Source organism: Ruegeria sp. A5 (assembly GCF_056543005.1).
This window is the reverse complement of record NZ_JBQGAV010000011.1, coordinates 1-20,698: the sequence shown is the minus strand read 5'-3', so window position 1 is coordinate 20,698 and position 20,698 is coordinate 1. Positions and strand designations below refer to the sequence as shown.

The 20,698-nt window shown below is 56.6% G+C and carries 20 protein-coding genes; 11 read left to right on the top strand and 9 right to left on the bottom strand.

Annotation, left to right across the window (positions count from 1 at the left end; all coding sequences use genetic code 11):
• The first annotated feature begins 46 nt into the window (after window positions 1–46).
• The gene (locus ACR0AY_RS19045; RefSeq protein ID WP_170515799.1) at window positions 47–940 is read left to right on the top strand and encodes a LysR family transcriptional regulator; all 894 of its coding nucleotides are present in this window, start codon (window positions 47–49) and stop codon (window positions 938–940) included.
• Window positions 941–946: 6 nt separating this feature from the next.
• Here the strand turns inward: ACR0AY_RS19045 and ACR0AY_RS19040 are convergent, their stop codons facing one another.
• Window positions 947–1,474, bottom strand: a complete 528-nt coding sequence (locus ACR0AY_RS19040; RefSeq protein WP_170515802.1) for a redoxin domain-containing protein — start codon at window positions 1,472–1,474, stop codon at window positions 947–949.
• Between the two features lie 91 nt (window positions 1,475–1,565).
• Between ACR0AY_RS19040 and leuB the strand changes: the two genes are divergently transcribed.
• Window positions 1,566–2,669 carry a 3-isopropylmalate dehydrogenase gene (gene leuB / locus ACR0AY_RS19035; protein WP_170515805.1) on the top strand — a complete coding sequence of 368 codons (1,104 nt, stop codon included), beginning with the start codon at window positions 1,566–1,568 and terminating at the stop codon, window positions 2,667–2,669.
• Between the two features lie 57 nt (window positions 2,670–2,726).
• Here the strand turns inward: leuB and ACR0AY_RS19030 are convergent, their stop codons facing one another.
• Window positions 2,727–4,913 (bottom strand): PBP1A family penicillin-binding protein, encoded by a 2,187-nt coding sequence (locus tag ACR0AY_RS19030; RefSeq protein WP_170515807.1) that lies wholly within the window; start codon window positions 4,911–4,913, stop codon window positions 2,727–2,729.
• 257 nt (window positions 4,914–5,170) lie between these two features.
• Between ACR0AY_RS19030 and ACR0AY_RS19025 the strand changes: the two genes are divergently transcribed.
• Complete coding sequence (locus ACR0AY_RS19025; RefSeq protein WP_039541190.1) at window positions 5,171–5,509, top strand: P-II family nitrogen regulator; 339 nt, start codon at window positions 5,171–5,173, stop codon at window positions 5,507–5,509.
• Window positions 5,510–5,542: 33 nt separating this feature from the next.
• Window positions 5,543–6,865 (top strand): ammonium transporter, encoded by a 1,323-nt coding sequence (locus ACR0AY_RS19020; RefSeq protein ID WP_170395150.1) that lies wholly within the window; start codon window positions 5,543–5,545, stop codon window positions 6,863–6,865.
• Between the two features lie 70 nt (window positions 6,866–6,935).
• On the opposite strand, the gene ACR0AY_RS19015 is transcribed toward ACR0AY_RS19020, so the two are convergent.
• From ACR0AY_RS19015 to ACR0AY_RS19000, 4 genes are all read right to left on the bottom strand, one after another.
• On the bottom strand, window positions 6,936–8,120 hold the full coding sequence (locus tag ACR0AY_RS19015; RefSeq protein WP_170515810.1) for an amino acid aminotransferase: 1,185 nt from the start codon (window positions 8,118–8,120) through the stop codon (window positions 6,936–6,938).
• Entirely contained in the window at window positions 8,120–8,974 is an 855-nt protein-coding gene (sseA, locus tag ACR0AY_RS19010) for a 3-mercaptopyruvate sulfurtransferase (protein WP_170515509.1), read from the bottom strand. Before sseA ends, ACR0AY_RS19015 begins: the two co-directional genes overlap by 1 nt.
• A 93-nt stretch (window positions 8,975–9,067) precedes the next feature.
• Window positions 9,068–9,337 (bottom strand): CBU_0592 family membrane protein, encoded by a 270-nt coding sequence (locus ACR0AY_RS19005; RefSeq protein WP_170395139.1) that lies wholly within the window; start codon window positions 9,335–9,337, stop codon window positions 9,068–9,070.
• Window positions 9,338–9,351: 14 nt separating this feature from the next.
• Window positions 9,352–9,909 carry an XRE family transcriptional regulator gene (locus ACR0AY_RS19000; protein WP_170395136.1) on the bottom strand — a complete coding sequence of 186 codons (558 nt, stop codon included), beginning with the start codon at window positions 9,907–9,909 and terminating at the stop codon, window positions 9,352–9,354.
• Between the two features lie 104 nt (window positions 9,910–10,013).
• Between ACR0AY_RS19000 and ilvD the strand changes: the two genes are divergently transcribed.
• A complete protein-coding gene (gene ilvD, locus ACR0AY_RS18995; protein WP_170395133.1) occupies window positions 10,014–11,846 on the top strand; it encodes a dihydroxy-acid dehydratase in 1,833 nt (610 codons plus the stop codon).
• A gap of 170 nt (window positions 11,847–12,016) precedes the next feature.
• On the opposite strand, the gene ACR0AY_RS18990 is transcribed toward ilvD, so the two are convergent.
• Window positions 12,017–12,835 carry a sulfotransferase family protein gene (locus tag ACR0AY_RS18990; RefSeq protein WP_170423261.1) on the bottom strand — a complete coding sequence of 273 codons (819 nt, stop codon included), beginning with the start codon at window positions 12,833–12,835 and terminating at the stop codon, window positions 12,017–12,019.
• Window positions 12,836–12,975: 140 nt separating this feature from the next.
• Here ACR0AY_RS18990 and ACR0AY_RS18985 point away from each other — a divergent pair, with 140 nt between their 5' ends.
• Complete coding sequence (locus tag ACR0AY_RS18985) at window positions 12,976–14,553, top strand: DUF5928 domain-containing protein (RefSeq protein WP_170515814.1); 1,578 nt, start codon at window positions 12,976–12,978, stop codon at window positions 14,551–14,553.
• Window positions 14,554–14,591: 38 nt separating this feature from the next.
• Here ACR0AY_RS18985 and amaB read toward each other — a convergent pair whose 3' ends face one another.
• Both amaB and ACR0AY_RS18975 read right to left on the bottom strand, forming a co-directional pair.
• Window positions 14,592–16,103, bottom strand: coding sequence for an L-piperidine-6-carboxylate dehydrogenase (gene amaB / locus ACR0AY_RS18980; RefSeq protein WP_480454505.1), 1,512 nt, complete (start codon window positions 16,101–16,103; stop codon window positions 14,592–14,594).
• A gap of 3 nt (window positions 16,104–16,106) precedes the next feature.
• The gene (locus ACR0AY_RS18975) at window positions 16,107–17,213 is read right to left on the bottom strand and encodes a saccharopine dehydrogenase NADP-binding domain-containing protein (protein ID WP_170395124.1); all 1,107 of its coding nucleotides are present in this window, start codon (window positions 17,211–17,213) and stop codon (window positions 16,107–16,109) included.
• A 272-nt stretch (window positions 17,214–17,485) separates the two neighbouring features.
• Here ACR0AY_RS18975 and ACR0AY_RS18970 point away from each other — a divergent pair, with 272 nt between their 5' ends.
• The 5 genes from ACR0AY_RS18970 to ACR0AY_RS18950 are packed head-to-tail and all read left to right on the top strand — an operon-like array spanning window position 17,486 to window position 20,368.
• On the top strand, window positions 17,486–17,917 hold the full coding sequence (locus ACR0AY_RS18970; RefSeq protein WP_170395121.1) for a hypothetical protein: 432 nt from the start codon (window positions 17,486–17,488) through the stop codon (window positions 17,915–17,917).
• Entirely contained in the window at window positions 17,914–18,576 is a 663-nt protein-coding gene (locus ACR0AY_RS18965; protein ID WP_170423256.1) for a MotA/TolQ/ExbB proton channel family protein, read from the top strand. Before ACR0AY_RS18970 ends, ACR0AY_RS18965 begins: the two co-directional genes overlap by 4 nt.
• The gene (locus ACR0AY_RS18960; protein ID WP_480454504.1) at window positions 18,569–18,934 is read left to right on the top strand and encodes an ExbD/TolR family protein; all 366 of its coding nucleotides are present in this window, start codon (window positions 18,569–18,571) and stop codon (window positions 18,932–18,934) included. Before ACR0AY_RS18965 ends, ACR0AY_RS18960 begins: the two co-directional genes overlap by 8 nt.
• A gap of 4 nt (window positions 18,935–18,938) precedes the next feature.
• On the top strand, window positions 18,939–19,316 hold the full coding sequence (locus ACR0AY_RS18955; protein WP_170515817.1) for an ExbD/TolR family protein: 378 nt from the start codon (window positions 18,939–18,941) through the stop codon (window positions 19,314–19,316).
• Window positions 19,313–20,368, top strand: a complete 1,056-nt coding sequence (locus ACR0AY_RS18950; protein ID WP_170515820.1) for a TonB family protein — start codon at window positions 19,313–19,315, stop codon at window positions 20,366–20,368. Before ACR0AY_RS18955 ends, ACR0AY_RS18950 begins: the two co-directional genes overlap by 4 nt.
• Window positions 20,369–20,698: the final 330 nt, after the last annotated feature.

The following is a 20,698-nucleotide window of genomic DNA, read 5'->3' as shown; positions in this document are numbered from 1 at the left end:
TGTTTTGGAAATTGCGAAAAATCGCAGATTATGTATTCGTTTTTGAATGGCTAAAACACTCCAACTATCCGACTGGTCCTTAGTTCAAAGCTTTCTGGCGGTTGCCGAAACCGGCTCACTATCCGCAGCCGCAAAGCAATTGGGTCGCAGCCAGCCGACGCTTGGACGTCAGGTGCATTCGCTGGAAGAAGAATTGGGGGTCTCGCTGTTTGATCGTCACGCGCGTGGACTGACGCTCAGCGAGGTGGGGCAGCAAGTGCTGCCAATGGCGCAGCAGATGTACAGCGCAGTCAATGCCCTGGGGCTGACGGCAGCGGGTCAGGCGCAACAGCTGGAAGGGTCGGTCAGGATCACCGCTTCGGTATTTGTATCGCATCACCTGTTGCCGCCGATACTTGCCGCAATCCGTGAGGCAGAACCGGCCATTCAGCTTGATCTGGTCGCCTCGGATGCCAGCGAAAACTTGCTGTTCCGCGAGGCCGATATTGCCGTTCGCATGTATCGGCCCGAACAGGTCGACATCGTGGCAAAGCATATCGGTGAGGTTCCGCTGTGTTTCTGCGCCGCCCAAAGCTATCTGGATCGTGCGGGGCGACCAACAACGCCGACAGAGCTGATGCAGCACGACCTTGTGGGATTTGACACCAATGAAGACATTATCACCGCTATGCGGAACAAGGGCTGGCCTGCCAGCCGGGACAGCTTTGCCACGCGATGCGACAACCAGACTGCCTATTGGGAATTGATCCGCGCAGGGTGTGGGGTGGGCTTCAGCCAACTCAGCATCGCGCAGTCCGATCCTCTGGTCGAAGTGCTAGATATTGATGTCGAGATACCGGTGCTGCCGGTCTGGCTGGCTGCCCCTCAGGCGATGCGACAGACCCCGCGCATTCGCAGAGTCTGGGATTTGCTGGCCGACGGGTTGAAGGCCCGGCTTTAAAACCGCCTACAGCGCGCCGGTATAGGTGCCGCGCGCAGGATAGTTATTGGCCAAGGTGAATTTCAAACCACCGACGATGTCCGACATCGGCGGTCGCGCAAAAGGCGTTGTCTGCTGCCAGACGTAATAGAGGGTCTGATCAGGTTTGATATAGAAATGTCCCGGCTCAGCGAACAACGCTGGCTCGGCACTACCTTCACGAGCCACCGAGATGTTCAGGCCCCAGACATCCCGCGCGTCAGCCATGGACAGGCCGTATCCTACGCGCAGCTTCGACACTCCGGCCTTCTCAACCGTCTCGGCCGCACGTTCGCCGGTATCCGTGGTGATCATGATCACCTCAATCCCCAGCTCGGCGAATTCATCCAGCGCAGCCTCGACCTCACCCATTTGGCGAACGCAGATCGGGCAATGCAGGCCGCGATACTGAATCACCAGCGTTCCGTTTTCGCCCGTGTCGCACTCAAGATCAAAGGCGCCATGGCTTACTGTTTCGATTTTTAGCGATGGGGCCGGATTTCCGGGTGTCAGCATGTGGTTTCCTCGTGATTTGATGGGTTCGTCTCATTGACCCGATGCGCCGCAAACGCTAGGGCCTGTGCGACAAAACGCAAGGAGACTGTCGATGACCAACCCCTCGCTCCTCATCCTGCCCGGAGACGGAATTGGCCCGGAAGTTATGGCCGAAGTGCGCAAAATCATCGATTGGTTCGGCGCCAATCGCGGTCTTCAATTTGACGTGAGCGAGGATCTGGTCGGCGGCGCTGCCTATGATGCGCACGGGAAGCCCCTATCGGATGAGACCATGGCCAAGGCACAAGAGGTCGACGCTGTGCTGCTGGGGGCTGTTGGCGGCCCTAAGTATGACGATCTGGATTTCAGCCTGAAACCCGAACGCGGACTGCTGCGTTTGCGCAAGGAAATGGACCTGTATTCCAACCTGCGCCCAGCTCAGTGCTTCGACGCGCTGGCGGATTTCTCGTCGCTGAAGAAGGATGTGGTCGCTGGCCTCGACATCATGATTGTGCGCGAGCTGACATCTGGCGTGTACTTCGGTGAGCCGCGCGGCATCTTTGAAGAAGGCAATGAGCGCGTTGGCATCAACACCCAGCGCTACACCGAATCCGAGATCGAACGCGCCGCACGTTCCGCGTTTGAGCTGGCGATGCGCCGGAATAAGAAACTGTGCTCGATGGAAAAAGCCAATGTGATGGAATCGGGCATCCTGTGGCGCGAGGTCGTGACACGTGTCGGTCAGGAATACCCCGAGGTCGAGCTGTCACACATGTATGCAGACAACGGCGCGATGCAGCTTGTGCGCGCGCCCAAACAGTTTGACGTGATCGTCACCGACAACCTGTTTGGCGATGTACTATCCGATTGCGCAGCGATGCTGACCGGGTCTTTGGGCATGCTGCCGTCTGCCTCGCTGGGCGCACCGATGGCGAATGGCCGCCCTAAGGCCATGTATGAACCCGTTCATGGCTCGGCCCCGGACATTACAGGTCAAGGCAAGGCCAACCCAATTGCGTGTATCCTCAGCTTCGCCATGGCACTGCGCTACAGCTTTGACCAGGGCGACGAAGCGGATCGTCTGGAAACCGCGATCGAGAAGGTTCTGGCCGACGGCGTTCGCACGGCTGACCTGCTGGCTGAAGAAGGGGTTGAGCCGGTTTCGACCAGCAAAATGGGTGATGCAATTCTGGCAGCGCTAGACGAAAGCGTCTGATCTTACGATCATTCAGACATCAAAGGCGGTGCCCAGCGCACCGCCTTTTTTTGTTGGTCAGTTTCCGAAGATGTTGTTCAGCAGGTTGTTGATCGCACGGTCCAAACCGGTTTGATTCTTACGGCGCTGTTGCTGCGGCTGCGCGGTTCTAACCGGTGGGTCCGGCACCAGCATGGGCAACGGCGTGGGCGTCATCCCTTCTGTCACGCGCAGCATGGTCTCTTTCCATATCTCCGCCGGCAAGCCTCCACCCGTGACACCTGACAACGGCGTATTGTCATCATACCCCATCCAAACGCCCGTAACGTAGTCCGCGGTAAATCCGATAAACCACGCATCACGTGCGGCCTGGGTCGTGCCGGTCTTGCCCGCCACCTGCCAGCCCGGCAGCTTTGCCCGTCCGCCTGTACCTTCAGAGACCACACGCTCCATCATCCAGGTCAGTTGTTTGGCGGCCTTGTCGTTGATGACGCGTTCACCAATACCGGTTGTCGTGATCATAACTGGATCGGTCTCACCAAGCAGCTTCAACTCGGTCAGACCATAGGGTTCCACCGCTGAACCGCCGTTCAGGATACCAGCGTAAGCGCCCGTCATCTCTATCAGCGTGCTTTCCGATGCGCCGAGCGCCAGCGCGAGGCCCTCGGCCAGATCACTTGAAAGGCCAAAACCACTGGCAACCGTGCGCACGTTATCCAGCCCCGAGATATCCGCCACCTTGACCGCGGGAATATTCAACGAATTCTTCAACGCATCTGCTAATGTCACCCGGCCATAGAACTTATTGGTGTAGTTCTTCGGACACCACTGACCTGAACCTGCGATGTTCCAGCACGTTGGTTCATCCATCACCGTGTCCAACGGTGAATATCCCAACTCCAAGGCCGTCGCATAGACAAACGGTTTGAACGACGAACCCGTTTGACGCAGAGCCTGCGTAGCCCGGTTGAACGCCCCCGAAACACGGGTCTTGCGCCCACCGACCATACCTCGAACCGCGCCATCCGCTGACATCACCACAATAGCGGCCTGCGCTTTGGACCCTTCGCGCACTTTCTCCTGGAAGATGAATTTAAGCGCCTCTTCTGCCGACGTTTGAATGCGCTGATCCAGCGTGGTTCGGATCACCACGTCCTCGGTTGTATTACGTGTGAAAAACTCTGGCCCGCTGGCCATGACCCAATCGGCAAAGTAACCACCAGCACGCGCGGCAGCGGCCTCGGACAACTGCGCCGGACGGCTGCGGGCCTCGCTGGCCTGCGCGCTGCTCAGATAGCCCTGAGTCTCCATTAGCCCAACCACCAAACGTGCCCGATCTTGTGAACGTTGCAGGTTGTTCGTAGGCGCATAGCGTGTCGGGGCCACCAATAGACCTGCCAGCATTGCCGCCTCGGCCGGAGACACTTCGGCTGCCGAAATACCAAAATACCGCTGGCTGGCGGCCTCGAAGCCGCGGGCTCCCGCACCGAGGAAGGCGCGGTTCAGATAGATCGTCAGAATTTCATCCTTGGAGTATTTGACCTCCATCGCAATGGCATAAACTGCCTCTTTCGCCTTGCGCCATAGCGAACCCTGACGGCAATCGGCTTCATATGCAGCCTCAGACTCCCATTCGCTGGGCTCATAAGGCACACCCAGGCATAGAAGTTTCGCGGTTTGCTGGGTGATCGTTGAACCACCGTGACCAGACAGCGGTCCACGTCCTTCGCTCAGGTTGATGCGTACCGCGCTGGCGACACCGCGCGGGCTGACGCCGAAATGGCGGTAGAACCGTTTATCCTCGGTTGCAATCACGGCGTTCTTGAGATGCGGCGAAACTGTATCCGCCGTAATCACGCCGCCAAACTGATCGCCGCGCCAGGCAAAGACCTTGCCGTCGCGATCCAGCAAGGTCACCGAACCACGTGCCCGCCCATCAAGCAGGGCATCGACATCCGGCAATGAGGTGTAAACAACACCCACCGCCAGCGCCAACAGCAACCCCGCCACTGCGCCGACCCTCCAAGTGATCCCCCAAATTATGCGCCAGAGCCAGCGGAACAGCCGGCGGAAAATGCCACCGCCCTTCCCACCAGAACTGCGCCGCGTTTTCTTCCGCGCCGTTTTGCGCGGAGCGGCTTTTCGGGCCGTCGACTTCTTACCAGCAGGTTTTGCTGCCCGCTTGGTCGCCGCAGGCTTTCGGCCTTTGGACGGGTACCTTTTATCCGCGACAAGGCGCGATTTGCGACGGTTGGACTCAGTCATGCTCAAACTCTGCCCGGTTATGCTTTTGGGGCACCATACCCCGCCGGAACGGCCATGTAGAGGTGTGAAATACCCGTATTTCCCCTCACAAGTTTGCCTATATTTTCACCAAATAGCGTGTTTTGTGCAAAAATTGTGCATAATTGCTGATTTTTTACCCTCATTTACCCTCCGAAAACGTTCCATCTGAACCTCTGTCGCGCATTTTTCTGCAGGTGCAAAATGCCGGGCCGCCCGGAGTAGTAGAGGGGAAAGACGTGAAACTGATCATTGCGACAATCAAACCGTTCAAGCTTGAGGAGGTGCGCGAAGCACTGACCAATGCAGGCGTGCGCGGCATGATGGTGACTGAGATCAAAGGGTTTGGCTCGCAATCGGGTCACACCGAGATTTATCGCGGTGCCGAATACGCCGTGAATTTCGTTCCCAAGATCAAGCTTGAGATCGTGGTGCCCGCCACCATGGCCGACCAGATCGTCGAAACCATCACCACAACCGCCAAGACCGGCAAGATCGGTGACGGCAAGATTTTCGTCCTCGATGTCGAGCAAGCCCTGCGCGTGCGGACCGGGGAAACCAACGAAGAGGCGCTTTAAGCGCGCTTACTCACAATCACTCGAGGACTAACAATGAACCTGATGAAATCTCTCATCCCTGCCGCTGCGATCGTCGCACTGCCGCAGATGGGTCTTGCGCAAGAGGCCGCTACCGGAGAGCCCGCGCAACACACCCAATATATATTCACCACGCTGCTGTTCCTGATGGGCGGTTTCCTGGTGTTCTTCATGGCTGCAGGCTTTGCCATGCTCGAAGGCGGGCTGGTGCGCTCAAAGAACGTCGCGATGCAGATGACCAAAAACATCGCGCTGTTTTCAATCGCCGCGATCATGTACTGGCTGATCGGCTTCAACCTGATGTACCCCGGTGATGGTTGGACCATTTCTGGCTGGCTGGGCCCGTTCTTCTCGACTACCGTGCTTGACCCAGTGGGTGTCGGTGCAGATGCTGCGGCGCTTGACTACGCCTCAATCGGTTCGGATTTCTTCTTCCAACTGGTCTTTGTCGCAGCGACCGCCTCGATCGTGTCCGGTGCGGTGGCTGAACGGATCAAATTGTGGCCCTTCCTTGCCTTCGTTGTTGTCCTAACCGGCATCATGTACCCGATCTCGGGCTCGTGGCAGTGGGGTGGTGGTTGGCTGTCCGAAGCAGGCTTCTCGGACTTCGCTGGTTCGACCATCGTGCACTCGGTCGGTGGCTGGGCGGCTCTGGCAGGTGCCCTCATCCTTGGGCCGCGCATCGGTAAGTACAAGGACGGTAAAGTGCACCCGATGCCTGGTTCGAACCTGGCTCTGGCCACTCTGGGTACCTTTATCCTGTGGCTGGGTTGGTTCGGCTTCAACGGTGGTTCGCAGCTGGCGATGGGCACTGTAGGAGATGTCTCGGACGTATCGCGCATCTTTGCCAACACTAACATGGCTGCTGCATCCGGTGCCGTTGCCGCCCTTATCATGACACAGCTGCTGTACAAAAAGCCCGACCTGACCATGGTGCTGAACGGCGCGCTGGCGGGACTGGTGTCGATCACTGCTGAGCCGCTGGCCCCAACCCTGTTCGGCGCGCTGTGGATCGGTGCTGTGGGCGGTATCATCGTGGTCTTCGCGGTTCCGATGCTGGACAAGTTCAAGATCGACGACGTAGTCGGCGCCATCCCGGTCCACCTGTTCGCTGGCATCTGGGGCACCATCGCCGTGATCTTCTATGGCGAAGCCAGCCTGATCACTCAGCTGACCGGGATCATTGCTTATGGTGTCTTCACCTTTGGTGCTGCTCTTATCCTTTGGTCGATCCTGAAGGCCACCGTAGGTATCCGTGTTAGCGAAGAGGACGAGATCAACGGCCTCGACATGGCTGAACTGGGTATGGAAGCGTATCCGGAATTCTCCAAAGGCTAATAGCCAACCAAGTAAAAACAAAAAAACCCGGGCGTTCGCGCCCGGGTTTTCCTTCATTCAAAGATATCGCTCAGACGCCGACATCGACAATCGCCTGCGCCAAAATGGGCACAGTATTGGCGTTCAAACCAGCGATGTTCAGACGGCTGTCACCGACCATGTAAATGCCGTGATCGGCACGCAGCTTTTCAACCAGTTCTGGCGCGGCCCCCAGTCGCGAGAACATGCCGCGATGCTGGGCGATAAATCCAAATCGATCCGATCCACTAAGGCTCTGCAACTCATCAGCCAGTTGCTGACGCAGGCCCAGCATGGAAAGGCGGACATCTTCCAATTCGGTCGCCCAATCTGCCCGCAGAGCATCGTCATTCAGGATCGTCGTCACCACCCGCGCGCCGTGATCAGGCGGGAACGAGTAGTTCTGGCGGTTCAGAAATGCCAGCGTAGACTGGTTCAGTGCAGTCTGTGCCGGATCGTCACTGATCGCCATCAGCAGGCCGGTGCGTTCACGGTAGACGCCGAAGTTCTTCGAACAAGACGCCGCGATCAGGCAGCGCTTCACTGACGATGCCACCAGACGGGTTGCCTGCGCATCTTCTTCCAGACCGTCGCCAAAGCCCTGATAGGCGATGTCGATCATTGCGACGAGGCCACGCGCGTTGATCAGGTTCACGACCTCTTGCCATTGCACCATATTTAAGTTGGCACCCGTTGGGTTGTGGCAACAGCCGTGCAGAAGAACCACGTCGCCTGCATTGGCAGTTTTCAGGTCCTCGATCATACCGTCGAAATCGACGCCACGCGATTCTCCGTCGAAATAACGGTATTGGACTGTCTCGATCCCTAGATAGTTCAGGATCGACAAATGGTTTGGCCATGTGGGGTTCGACACGAAAACACGCGCGGTGGGGTTGGCCATACGGATCATCTCAAACGCCTGACGACAGGCTCCGGTACCACCGGGGGTGGCTACGGCTGCAATGTTGCCACGCGGGACAGAATTTCCGAGGATCAAGTCGATCATCGCGTCCGCAAAGGCTGGATCACCAGCCAGACCGGTATAAGCCTTGCTCTCCTGCTCTTCGAGAATACGCTTTTCAGCTGCTTTCACCGCGCGCATCACCGGAGTGACCCCCTCGGCATTCTTGTAGACGCCAACGCCCAGATCGATCTTGTGATCACGTGGGTCGTCGCGGTACATCTGCATCAATGCCAGAATCTTGTCTGCTGGCTGCGGTTTAAGGTTCTCGAACATCAGTTCTCTCCGGTTGCGACGGGCAGGGTTGGGAAGGCACCCCATTCAGCCCAGGAGCCGTCATAAAGCGCGTGGTCTTTCTTGCCCATGCGTTCCAATGCAAGGCTGAGAATTGCGGCAGTCACACCAGAGCCACAGGATGTGATCGCGGGTTTCGATAAGTCGACGCCGGCATCTTCAAAAACCGCGCGGCAGTCTTCGGGCGACTTCATCGTGCCATTCTTGTTCAACAGCATTCCAAAAGGCACGTTGCGCGAGCCTGGGATATGACCCGAGCGCAACCCCTCGCGCGGTTCGGCTTCGGTCCCGAAGAAACGGGCCGCCGAACGGGCATCGATGATCTCGTGATCCGCAAGCTTCGCGGCTGATGAAACTTGCGTCACATCGCGGACAAGGTGGTTCTGAACCCGCACCGTCATATGACGGTCGCGAATAATGGGGGGCAGGTCTTCGATCTCGCGCCCTTCGGACTGCCATTTGGGCAATCCACCATCCAGAACGGCAATATTGTCCTGTCCCATCAGACGGAACAACCACCAGACCCGCGCCGCCGACATCAGCCCCGCGCCGTCATAGACCACGACCTGATGGCCATCGCCAACGCCCATCGCGCGCAGGCGCGACATGAACTTCTCGACCGGAGGTGCCATATGCGGCAGGTCAGAACGATGGTCGGATATCTCATCAATATCAAAGAACCGCGCACCAGGGATGTGGGCAGAGTCATACTCTGCCTTGGCGTCTCGCGCTTGCTGCGGCAGGTACCACGACCCATCCAGAATCCTTAGATCCGGATCCTTGAGATGTGCGGCAAGCCATTCGGTAGAAACGAGGGTTTTTGGATCGTCCTGCATCTATGCCTCCCCTAAGCGAGCTTGGGTTTTCCCTATACTTGGCGGGATGCAGGTTCAAGGCTGGATAGCGCTAGCGTCCCGACCACACTGGATTTATCGCAATCGACGCAGGCGATAATACTGGATGATCCCAATAACGCTGATGATGATCCAGAAGCCTTCGATCAGCATCGACGCCAGATTGAAGTTCTGCAGCAGTGAGAACACGATCAGCACCGAACCGATAAGATTCACCAGCGGAAAGGCCAGATCCTCCGAGTTCATCACTCGCATCTGGGTCGCAAAATATGCCGCAACAACGATCAAAGCCCCGAATGAGCCGATGGCATCGACGACGGTCAAACTGTCCAGTAGTGCGGTCATTGTATGGGGCTTTCCTATTCTGAAACTTCCGCTGGTTGCGAATAGTGGTGCATATTTAGAAAAGCAGCTCCCTGATCACCAGCGCGGTATCCATGCGGCACATCCGCAGAAAATCGCAACCCTTGACCGGATTGTAGCGGAACCCAGTTTCCATTTCGCAGCACGTCCAAAGCTCCGCTCAGAACAAAAACCTCTTCGGTTACGCCTGCTGCATGGGCCGGAGATTCGTGGCTTTGATTGGGTGACAACTCGACATGAAATGTTTCGGCCCCCAATGCGGGATCAAAGGGAAAGACAATCTTGACTTCGATGCTTCCCGGAAATCTCACGGTACTGAACACATCAGCATCTGTCGTGTCACGCATTGCAGCAGTGCCAATCAAAGCACTCAGCGGGAGCTGGAAACCCTTCGCGATCTTCCACAGGGTTGCGATGGTCGGGCTTGATTCGCCACGCTCGATCTGGCCCAGCATGGCTTTGCTGACCCCGGTGAGTTCCGCGACTTTTGACAGGCTCAGCCCGGATGCCGCCCGCACATCCCTTAGTTTCAGCGTTAGTTCGTCCGATTCCATAGCCGCGCCCTGCGATTTGCCTTGTGCGTTATAACGTACATATGATACGTGCGCTATAACGTACACACCCAATATCGCAGTTTGGGCAATAGGGATACAGCATCATGCCAATGTACCGATCCAGAACCTCCACCCATGGCCGCAACATGGCCGGTGCCCGCGGCCTGTGGCGCGCCACCGGTATGGGAGACGACGATTTCGGCAAACCGATCATCGCCATCGTCAACTCGTTCACCCAGTTTGTACCCGGTCACGTCCACCTGAAGGACCTGGGACAGATGGTTGCGCGCGAGGTTGAAGCCGCTGGCGGTGTCGCCAAAGAGTTCAACACCATCGCGGTCGATGATGGCATCGCCATGGGCCATGACGGGATGCTGTATTCGCTGCCCTCGCGTGAGGTGATTGCGGATTCTGTTGAATACATGGTTAACGCCCACTGCGCGGACGCTATGGTCTGTATCTCGAACTGCGACAAGATCACGCCCGGCATGTTGATGGCGGCCATGCGTCTGAACATCCCTGCGATCTTTGTCTCGGGTGGACCTATGGAGGCGGGCAAGATCGACATCGCCGATCTGGACGCCAAGAAGATCGACCTTGTTGACGCGATGGTTGCCGCAGCGGATGATCGATTTACCGATGAGCAGGTGCAACACATTGAAGAAAACGCCTGTCCAACCTGTGGTTCATGCTCGGGCATGTTCACCGCGAACTCGATGAATTGTCTGGCCGAGGCACTGGGTCTGGCGCTGCCGGGCAATGGCTCGACCCTGGCCACACATGCCGACCGTAAAGAGTTGTTCTTGGAAGCTGGTCGCCGCATCGTCGAGATCACCAAGCGCCACTATGATCTGGACGAGAAAGGCTTCCTGCCGCGTGAAATCGCCACGTTCGACGCGTTCGAAAATGCCATGAGCTTGGATATCGCAATGGGTGGATCGACCAATACGGTGCTTCATTTGCTGGCCATCGCGCACGAAGGTGAAGTGCATTTCACCATGTCCGACATGGACCGCCTGAGCCGCCAAGTGCCCTGTTTGTGCAAAGTCGCGCCCAACATCGAAAACGTGCACATGGAAGACGTCCACCGCGCTGGTGGCATCTTCTCGATCCTTGGTGAACTCAGCCGCGCAGGCTTGCTGCATGAGGATTGCCATACAGTGCATTCGGGCACCATGGGTGAAGCAATTGCTAACTGGGACATCAAAGTCGCCAACAACCCGAAGGCTCAGGACCTGTTCAAAGCAGCGCCCGGCGGCGTGCGCACCACTCAGGCCTTCAGCCAGTCAAACCGTTACAAGGAACTGGACACTGACCGCGAAGGCGGTGTGATCCGTTCGAAAGAGCATGCATTCAGCCAGGATGGCGGTCTGGCAGTATTGTTCGGCAATATCGCGCGCGACGGCTGTATCGTGAAAACTGCGGGTGTGGATGAGAACATCCTGAAATTCACAGGCTCAGCTTATGTCTGCGAAAGCCAGGACCAGGCTGTCAATGACATCCTGACCGGCAAGGTCAAGGAAGGTGACGTGGTGGTGATCCGCTACGAAGGCCCGCGTGGTGGGCCGGGAATGCAGGAAATGCTGTATCCGACTTCGTATCTGAAATCCAAGGGGCTGGGCAAGGCCTGCGCGCTGCTGACTGACGGTCGTTTCTCGGGTGGCACCTCGGGCTTATCAATCGGCCACGTCTCGCCCGAAGCAGCGGAAGGTGGTGAGATCGGTTTGGTGAAAACCGGCGACACGATCGAAATCGACATTCCCAACCGCAGCATCCATCTGGCGGTCTCCGACGAAGACCTGGCCGCGCGGCGCGAAGAGCAGGACGAGAAGGGCTGGCAGCCCGTTGCACCACGTAAGCGTAAAGTGTCCACCGCGCTAAAAGCCTATGCCAAATTGACGACCAGTGCCGCAAAAGGGGCCGTCCGTCAGGTCTAAGCACTGCGGGTGAGCGAACACTCCCGCACCCGATACATGGAATCGGCTGCGCCGATTCCACTTTCGGAATTTGGGCCCGGCGCCGCGCTTTGCGCGGCGCCGGGCCCAACCAGAGGAGATGTCTCACAAGAGACATTGACGATGGGCGGGAGCCTCACACTTCGAGCGTCTTAATCACCCAGCTTGGCGTGAATCTCATCTAGATCGATCTCACCCGTCGGCATTTTGTTGGCGGGATTTTCGAAATCATACTTGAACAGTTCAAAATCCTGTTTGTAGATCTCGTAGACCAGATGCATCGACAAATCGTCAAAGTAATCCTCGACCGGATGCACGCGTTTTGGCCCATGGCCTTCGGATTCGTTGAAGCGCGGGATTTCGGACAGAGTCACGGGATGCGAGGTTTCAAGATTGTCCAACACACCCTGCATCCCATCGTTGAACTTCTCGGTCCAAAAAATCCGATCATATCGCCCGCCATTAGCGATCAGCGTCGAGACATGGCCAGACATGGCCGACCAGTGAATGTCGGGGTCCATCGGACGCCGCCAACGGATCGTGTCACGTGCGAATAAAAGGAACCGGCGGAAACTGGCAATTTGGTCAAACTCGCCCTTGCCGTCGTCACCCCCGACTTCGATTCCATAGTTGTAAATCAGCGTTGGCACCAGATTGCCGCGATAGCGTTTGCCGTTGCGCTGGATGCCGCAGATCTTGTCAAAAAAGGAACTGAGAATGCGTGTGTAGGGATTACGCACGCAGGTAAACGTATAGGACTGGTGCGATTGAACATTTCTGGCAATCGGATCCTGACTGGCACCAAAGGCCCACTTGTGCATTCCGTCCTTGGCGTCGTGAATGTCACCATCAAAGAAGCTGCCATGATCCGAGAAATACATGATTTGCCCGATCGTCGAGCAGGCGCATTTCGGCACAACACGGTAGACCATGCTTTGACTTTCGGTCATCCATGTTCCTGGAAAACCCATCTACTGCGCCTCCTTAGCCAGTTATCGCATTGATACTCCGGCATTTTGACCCAAAGAACCAAAAATATTCTGTTTATTCAATCGCTCATCCTCAGTATCACGGTTGCAATTGGGCAGAAACGGGGAATTACGAGACGCAAATGGCAAAGATTGCCTATATCTTGCTGTGCCACAAAGATCCTGACGCGATCATTGCGCAGGCCAGTCAGCTAACGGCTGCCGGCGATTGTATGGCGATCCATTTTGACGCTCGCGCCAACGATACGGATTATGCGCAGATACGCGACGCCCTGAAAGATAACCGCAATGTCACATTTGCAACGAAGCGGATCAAATGCGGATGGGGCGAATGGTCACTGGTTCAGGCCACGCTCCATGCATTACAGGCGGCGGTGGATCAGTTCCCAAGGGTCACCCATTTTTACATGCTGTCCGGCGATTGCATGGCAATTAAAACCGCCGAGTATGTGCACAGCTTTCTTGATGAACGCGACATGGATTTCATCGAAAGCCATGACTTCTTCGAAAGCAATTGGATTAAGACCGGAATGAAAGAAGACCGGCTGATCTATCGTCACTATTTCAACGAACGCAATCAGCCGCGCCTGTTCTATGCCGCATACGAAATGCAAAAGCGTTTCGGTCTGACCCGCGGCATACCCGCAGACCTGCAGGTCAAGATCGGCAGCCAGTGGTGGTGCCTGCGCCGTCGCACAGTCGAGATGATTCTGGACTTCCTGCGCCAACGCCGCGATGTGGTCCGGTTTTTCTCGACCACCTGGATTCCGGACGAGACGTTCTTTCAGACGCTTGTTCGCCACCTCGTCCCGAAGCAGGAAATCGAAAACCGTACAGTGACATTTTTGGTGTTTTCCGACTATGGCATGCCTGTCACCTTCTATAATGATCACTATGACATGCTGTTGGGGCAGAACTACCTGTTCGCTCGCAAGATCAGCCCCGAGGCCCATGAGTTGAAGGAACGGTTGGGTCAGCTTTATGCCAGCGAAGGGGTCACGTTCCACATCTCGGACGAAGGGCGTAATCTGTATCACTTCCTTGCCGGTCGCGGTCGGGTAGGACGACGTTTCGCTCAGCGCTTTTGGGAGGTCGGCAATACGTTAGGCCCCGAGCGGCAGGCGTTTCTGATCGTTTGCAAGAAATGGCATGTCGCCAAACGGCTTGTTGACCAGATCGCGTCGGAAACCCCCATTCCCTGCATCGAATACATCTATGATGAGCAGGATACGCCATTGCCCGATTTGGGTGGAATCGAGACGACCCTGATTAAGCGGTCGCGCCATCGGCGGGCCGTTGCACGTATGTTGTTCGATTATTTCCAAAGCGACAGGCTGGTACTCTGCGTAGATCCGGCCAATCTGGACGTCATTCAGGATTTCTGTGCAGATCAGGCCCAAACACGTGTTCTGGAAATCGAATGTGCCTATTCAGATGAATATCTGACGGGCCATGCCCATCGTGTCGGTCTTGCGGGCCAGAACAGCTCACAGGATTCTCTTGCACGCCTGCTACCGACCCTTCGCAATGCGCTGGCTTACGAATCCGAATTGATCCGCAGTACCCAGAATGATGGGCTGTTCCATTTGCGTGAGGCGGCGGAACCTTCGGAGAATGAGGTGATTATTGCGGAATTTCTGGGGATCAGTGCCGATCAGGCCAAAGCGATCATGCAACTGGATTACCTGTTCGCAGATTGAATCCGGCGGCACGATCAGGTGCCGCCGGACATTCGCGTTCAGATGTCGAATTTGACACCCTGCGCCAATGGCAACTCGGCTGAATAGTTTACCGTGTTGGTCTGACGGCGCATGTAGGCTTTCCAGGCATCTGATCCGCTTTCGCGCCCGCCTCCGGTCTCCTTCTCGCCACCAAATGCGCCACCGATCTCGGCCCCGGACGGGCCGATGTTCACATTGGCAATCCCGCAATCCGACCCGGCCGCTGTCAGGAATTGCTCGGCTTCGCGCATGTTCAGTGTAAAAACGCAGGACGACAAGCCCTGTGGCACGTCGTTCTGAATCTCGATCGCCTCGGCAAAATCGTCATAGCCCATGACGTAAAGGATCGGAGCAAAGGTCTCGGCCTTCACAGTCGCGGTCTGGCCCGGCATCTCAACGATGGCCGGTTGCATATAAACACCGCCCGGTACATTTTCGGTCACGCGCTGACCTCCGAACACGGCACCACCCTCGGCCTTTGCTGATTCAAGCGCTGCGGTCATCGCATTGCCCGAAGCTTCATCCACCAACGGCCCAATCAACGTACCCTCGGTCAACGGATTACCGATGGGTAGACCTGCATAGGCTTTCTTCAGACGCCCAACCAGTTCCTCGCGGATCGAGTTGTGTACAATCAACCGCCGCAGTGTCGTACAGCGCTGCCCTGCTGTCCCGACAGCCGAGAATACGATCGCGCGCACCGCCATTTCCAGATCAGCCGACGCCCCAACGATCATCGCGTTATTGCCGCCGAGTTCCAGAATACACTTTCCAAAGCGCTGCGCCACAATCGGCGCCACCGCGCGGCCCATCCGGGTCGAGCCGGTGGCTGAAATGATCGGCACATCCTCGCTGGCAACCAGCGCCTCACCCAGATCGGCACCACCGATCAGGGTCTGCAAAAGCCCCTCGGGGGCGTCACCAAACCGGGCCAATGCCCGCTCAAAGATTTTCTGGCAAGCCAACGCGGTCAGTGGCGTTTTCTCGGACGGTTTCCAAACTACCGGATCACCACAGACCAGGGCCAGCGCAGCATTCCACGACCATACCGCCACGGGGAAATTAAAGGCCGAGATCACTCCGACCGGTCCCGCCGGATGCCACGTTTCCATCATCCGGTGACCCGGGCGTTCCGAAGCAATGGTCAGACCATAAAGCTGCCGCGACAGACCAACTGCAAAATCGCAGATGTCGATCATCTCCTGCACTTCGCCCAGACCTTCCGAGGTGATCTTGCCTGCCTCCCAACTGACAAGCGCGCCAAGGTCGTCCTTGGCGGCCCGCAGCTCTTCGCCCAGCAGTCGGATCAACTCACCCCGGCGCGGAGCCGGCACAACGCGCCATTCCTTGAACGCCGCTTTCGAGCGGGCAAAGATGGCCCCCATCTCGGAAACCGGAGTTTCGTGAACCTCGGCCAACAGGCTGCCATCTATCGGAGAGGTCACCCGCAGCGACCCGCCGCTAAGCTCCGCTGCAGTCAGGTCCAAATTCGCAAGCGTGGTTTCAGCAGTCATTATAATGTCTTTCATATCTCAAGCCGCCTTGTTTTGTTCGGTAACGTCACCGGCGCGATAAAGCCGGCCAAATTCGGTGTTCAGGAAATCGGCAAGCTTTACCTGCTCTTGCCGAACAAAGCCTTTCGAGGGCAGAACCCCTGTCCGCATCAGATCGACGACACCCAATACGCCTGCCGCAGTGGTTACTTGGATCGCACTCCAGACTTGTCCATCGATGGTGCGCGCAAAGGATTTGTTGATCAGGGATTTCTCACGCAACGTGCCGTCAACGATGCCCTTTGCAGTGCAATAGACCAACACGACGTCTTGATCCGTACGCGGCAAGGCCGTTTCAAAAATCTCTTTCAGCAGATCGCGGCGACGCTCTAGTCCCAGGTCACTGAGCAACAAGCGCAAGATATCCCGATGGCCCGGATAGCGGATCGAGCGATAGGATACCGCCTTCGCCTTACCGTCTAGCGTCTCGGGCAAGGTGCCCAGCCCGCCCGATGTATTGAAGCACTCGTACTCGACTCCGTCATGGCCGATCAGCTCATAATCTTCGAGGGGGGCTGTCTTAACCCTCTCGCCATTCACAATGGCATCGCAGGGGTTGCAGTATTCGTTGATTAGCCCATCGGTTGACCAAGTCAGGTTATATTTCAACGCGTTGGTCGGATAGAGCGGTAACGCCCCGACCCGCATATGCAGGCTGTCGATTTCATCGAACTCCGCCGCCAGCGCAGCGCCTGCAATCCCGACAAACCCGGGGGCCAACCCGCATTGCGGCATAAATGCCGTCTCGCTGTTCTGCGCCAGCTCGCGCACCGCGTTGGTGGCGGCGACATCTTCGGTCAGGTCAAAGTAATGCGCCCCAACAGTTTTAGCTGCGCTTGCAATTGCCGGTGTCAGAAAGAACGGCGCGGCAGAGATCACCGCATCAAAACCTTTAAGGCCTTTCTCCAAGCCCGCGCTATCGCTTGCATCAATCTGCCGCGTAGAAATGCCCCGCTTCTTGAATGCTGACAGGGCCGCAAGATCGTGATCGGCAACAGTCACCGTGTAATGTGCCGAGGTTTTCAGCAAAGTCGCGATCATCTGACCGATCTTCCCCGCCCCGACTACGCAAATATTCCAGCTCAAAACGCGCCTCCATTCTGTGTTTCTTTTGATTATGAAGGGCGACTTGTTCGGATTGCAGATCGTATCTTGACGAAATGAGGTGATTTTCCGTCATTTTGCCATATTATACGTCACTTTGCTAAATAGCTTACTCGAATATGACCTCGAACATGGTCGAATTCACAATCGTTTCAGCGCTCCTTTGAAGTGATTGTACTATCAGGTATGAGAGGACCATTGTCGGCTATACAACGCGGGCAATCGCGGTTCGCCCAAGCATATAGGTGCCTTCAATGAGATCTCTCCGTGTCCTGCTTACCTGTTTCGCATGCCTGCTTCCTTTTGCAGCTCTGGCCCAATCCGCTGAGGCACCTGCCGCTGAGATTTCGTTAGAGCTCAATGCCTTGGAAGACGTTGGTAGTGCCTGCAGATTGACCTTTCTGGTGACCAACCAATCCGGAACCACTATCGATGAAGCCGTATTCGAGACGGTGATATTTGACACCGAAGGCAGTGTCGTTACCCTCTCGCTTTTTGATTTTCGCGACTTACCTTTGGATCGCCCACGTGTTCGTCAGTTCGATCTGCCAGAGATGTCTTGCACGACTGTTGGGCGCGCATTGATCAATGGCGCGAGTTCATGCGTGGTAAAAGGCTCCCAGAGCGACATCTGTCAATCGACCCTAACGCTCAGCAGCCGGATTGAAGTGGAGTTGCTTGGATGAATATTCTCTCTTCTCTTCGAGAGATCCTGACCCTTGGCGGGCCCGTTGTGGCTATCCTTATTGTCATGTCGGTCCTGACCGTAGCAGTTACTCTTTACAAGCTTTGGCAGTTCGCAGCCTGTGGCGTAGGGCGGCACAAGGTTCTGTCACAAGCGCTGCAGGCCTGGGATGCTGGAGATCGAGCCACTGCACGCGCGCGCCTCGCACAGAGCAGCAGCTATCTTGCACCGCTTGTCGAAGCCGCCATGGACGCGCCGGACACTCCTGATCTGGACGCTCGACTGGATGCCGAAGCTGGATTGGCCCTGGCCGGGCTGGAGCGCGGATTTCGGCTTTTGGATACGGTCGCCCAGCTTGCACCCCTGCTTGGATTGTTCGGAACAGTTTTGGGAATGATCAATGCATTCCAAAGCCTTCAGTCTGCCGGGTCTTCTGTCGATCCCTCATTGTTGGCAGGTGGCATCTGGGTTGCTCTGGTAACAACAGCCGTTGGCCTTGCGGTGGCAATGCCGACTTCAATGGTCTTGTCTTGGTTTGAAAGCCGAACTGCCCGGGAACGGGTGTTTGCGGACAAAGCACTGCGCACGGTTCTGGTCCCGAACAACTCGAACCAGCCCGCCTCAGGCAGGACCGAGATTCTGAACGCTGAACATGCGTAACACGGCGCCCTTTGTAAGACGCCCGATGTCGATGACCCCGCTCATCGATGTCATCTTCTTGCTGTTGCTGTTTTTCATGTTGTCTTCAACTTTCTCAAAGTTCGCGGAAATCGAAATCAGCAGCGCAACCTCAGGAGCATTAGCCTCGGCTGAGCCGGTGGAGAGAATTTTCATTCAGATCGGTGCAGAGCGCGTGACTTTGAATGGCGAAACGCTGACGCTGGATGAACTGCCGGCGCAGATAGGGACTGGTCAGGCTCTGGTGAGCCTTGATGCCGATACGTCCGCCCAACGGCTTGTGGATTTGCTGACCAAGCTGCGTGGCCGCGATGGCTTGACCGTCACGGTGTTGGAGTAGACCGATGATCCGCTTTGGTCGCCCAATCCGCAAACGAGACTCGACCATCCCTCTGATCAACGTCGTCTTTCTGATGCTGATCTTCTTTCTGATTGCGGGCACCCTGGCACCACCGCTTGATCCAGAGCTTCAGCTTGTCGACACATCGGAACTAGAAGGCCGCGACCCTCCCGATGCGCTTGTCTTGAACGCCGATGGCATCCTCAGCTTTCGCGGAGTGCAAACCGATCCCGAGGCTTTTATGGCCAGCCATGATGACGGGCCCGTCAGGATTGTCCCCGACCGCAATGTTTCAGGCCAACGATTGATGGAGGTAACCGGTGCCCTTCGGCGGTATGGCGCGCCTTCTGTTTTCCTTGTGACCCAGCAGGCTTTGAAATGATCCGGAAGTCAGCAGCCATCGCTGCGTTGGCGGGTGTGCTTTCGCTTATCCTGCATATCTTTGGGATCAGCTTGTATGGGTCCAGCCTGCCAGAACTGCGAGCCAATGAGGAAACGATCAGTTTGATCGAGCTTGGCAACACATTCGAAGAATTCACCGAAGACACGACAGACCCGGTCCAACCGGAATCTGCTGAAACACCCGAGCCCCCGGTTGAAGACACTATTAAGCCCAATACTGCCGACATCCCGATCAGCGAAACACTCGTCGCTTCCCCCAATCCTCAGCAGGTATCTTCACCCGATGTCGGAGCGCCCGTCGCCCCACGATCAGAGCTACAGGAAGAAGTGCCGACCGAACCGGTCGCCCCGTCCAATCCGGAACCAGCCACAGACGCAGATACCTCCGTAACGTCAGCGGTCGACCCGAAACCCGAGCGCTTGGCAGCGTTACCGCCCACAGACGGCTCAACTGCGCCGGTCCCTCCACTCGAGAGTACGGCAGTCGAACCAGAAATCCCAAGTTCGGTCGATGAGCCAACAAACGAGCCACCAGAAGAACAAGCCGCGCCTTCCGATCAGGCCGTATCTGTTTCCAAACGCCCCCGCCTCCCGGACAGAAGGCCCGCAACGGATACGCCAATATCACTTGATGGGTTCAGTAACTTCGATAACTTGCGCAACCCTACGCAGACATTGGAGTCGCCGCTTAGCCTTTATCAAAAGGAAGGGGCTGACCCGTTCCGAGCCAGCAGTGGCCGAAATCAAACCTCGGGTCGCGGCGTTGGAAACTCCGATACCACGAACTATGCCGGACAAGTCCTGGTCCACCTCAATCAAACGCCCGTCGTCTATGTCCCGGTCCGCGGGTTTGCGCAGGTATTCTTCGAAATTAATCCTGATGGATCACTGGCTTGGGTTGATATCGTCGATAGCTCTGGCTCACCTGAAATCGAACGCGCCGCCAGAGATCAAGTCATCCGCGCCGCTCCATTTCCCCGCCCACCAAGCGGGTCAAGCCGCAGGCTATCGTTTTATTACCAAAATAGTTGATACCAAAGACAGCAATTCGCCGAACCAGTTGATCGTTCCCTGAATGCTTCAACACGCTCCAGCGAGAGGATTTCGATCGGTCGTCACGGCAAGATCACCATGGGCGAAGCGCAGAAATTGGCAAAAAAGAGCTGATTCGACTGCTGCCCAATGACGGACAGCTTACCATAGAACTCGTTGGGGAGTTGGCGGGTCTTTTGGCTCTTGGTACACAGCGGAACGCCCGCAGCGTTTATGCTACGGGCTGCTCTGGGATTTTCTAAAGTTGGTTGCGGGAGCAGGATTTGAACCTGCGACCTTCAGGTTATGAGCCTGACGAGCTACCGGGCT

Coding starts and splice junctions, on each gene's coding strand:
- ACR0AY_RS19045 (WP_170515799.1), top strand. CDS start 47: ATGGCTAAAACACTCCAACTATCCGACTGGTCCTTAGTTCAAAGCTTT.
- ACR0AY_RS19040 (WP_170515802.1), bottom strand. CDS start 1,474: ATGCTGACACCCGGAAATCCGGCCCCATCGCTAAAAATCGAAACAGTA.
- leuB (WP_170515805.1), top strand. CDS start 1,566: ATGACCAACCCCTCGCTCCTCATCCTGCCCGGAGACGGAATTGGCCCG.
- ACR0AY_RS19030 (WP_170515807.1), bottom strand. CDS start 4,913: ATGACTGAGTCCAACCGTCGCAAATCGCGCCTTGTCGCGGATAAAAGG.
- ACR0AY_RS19020 (WP_170395150.1), top strand. CDS start 5,543: ATGAACCTGATGAAATCTCTCATCCCTGCCGCTGCGATCGTCGCACTG.
- ACR0AY_RS19015 (WP_170515810.1), bottom strand. CDS start 8,120: ATGTTCGAGAACCTTAAACCGCAGCCAGCAGACAAGATTCTGGCATTG.
- sseA (WP_170515509.1), bottom strand. CDS start 8,974: ATGCAGGACGATCCAAAAACCCTCGTTTCTACCGAATGGCTTGCCGCA.
- ACR0AY_RS19005 (WP_170395139.1), bottom strand. CDS start 9,337: ATGACCGCACTACTGGACAGTTTGACCGTCGTCGATGCCATCGGCTCA.
- ACR0AY_RS19000 (WP_170395136.1), bottom strand. CDS start 9,909: ATGGAATCGGACGAACTAACGCTGAAACTAAGGGATGTGCGGGCGGCA.
- ilvD (WP_170395133.1), top strand. CDS start 10,014: ATGCCAATGTACCGATCCAGAACCTCCACCCATGGCCGCAACATGGCC.
- ACR0AY_RS18990 (WP_170423261.1), bottom strand. CDS start 12,835: ATGGGTTTTCCAGGAACATGGATGACCGAAAGTCAAAGCATGGTCTAC.
- ACR0AY_RS18985 (WP_170515814.1), top strand. CDS start 12,976: ATGGCAAAGATTGCCTATATCTTGCTGTGCCACAAAGATCCTGACGCG.
- amaB (WP_480454505.1), bottom strand. CDS start 16,103: ATGAAAGACATTATAATGACTGCTGAAACCACGCTTGCGAATTTGGAC.
- ACR0AY_RS18970 (WP_170395121.1), top strand. CDS start 17,486: ATGAGATCTCTCCGTGTCCTGCTTACCTGTTTCGCATGCCTGCTTCCT.
- ACR0AY_RS18965 (WP_170423256.1), top strand. CDS start 17,914: ATGAATATTCTCTCTTCTCTTCGAGAGATCCTGACCCTTGGCGGGCCC.
- ACR0AY_RS18960 (WP_480454504.1), top strand. CDS start 18,569: ATGCGTAACACGGCGCCCTTTGTAAGACGCCCGATGTCGATGACCCCG.
- ACR0AY_RS18955 (WP_170515817.1), top strand. CDS start 18,939: ATGATCCGCTTTGGTCGCCCAATCCGCAAACGAGACTCGACCATCCCT.
- ACR0AY_RS18950 (WP_170515820.1), top strand. CDS start 19,313: ATGATCCGGAAGTCAGCAGCCATCGCTGCGTTGGCGGGTGTGCTTTCG.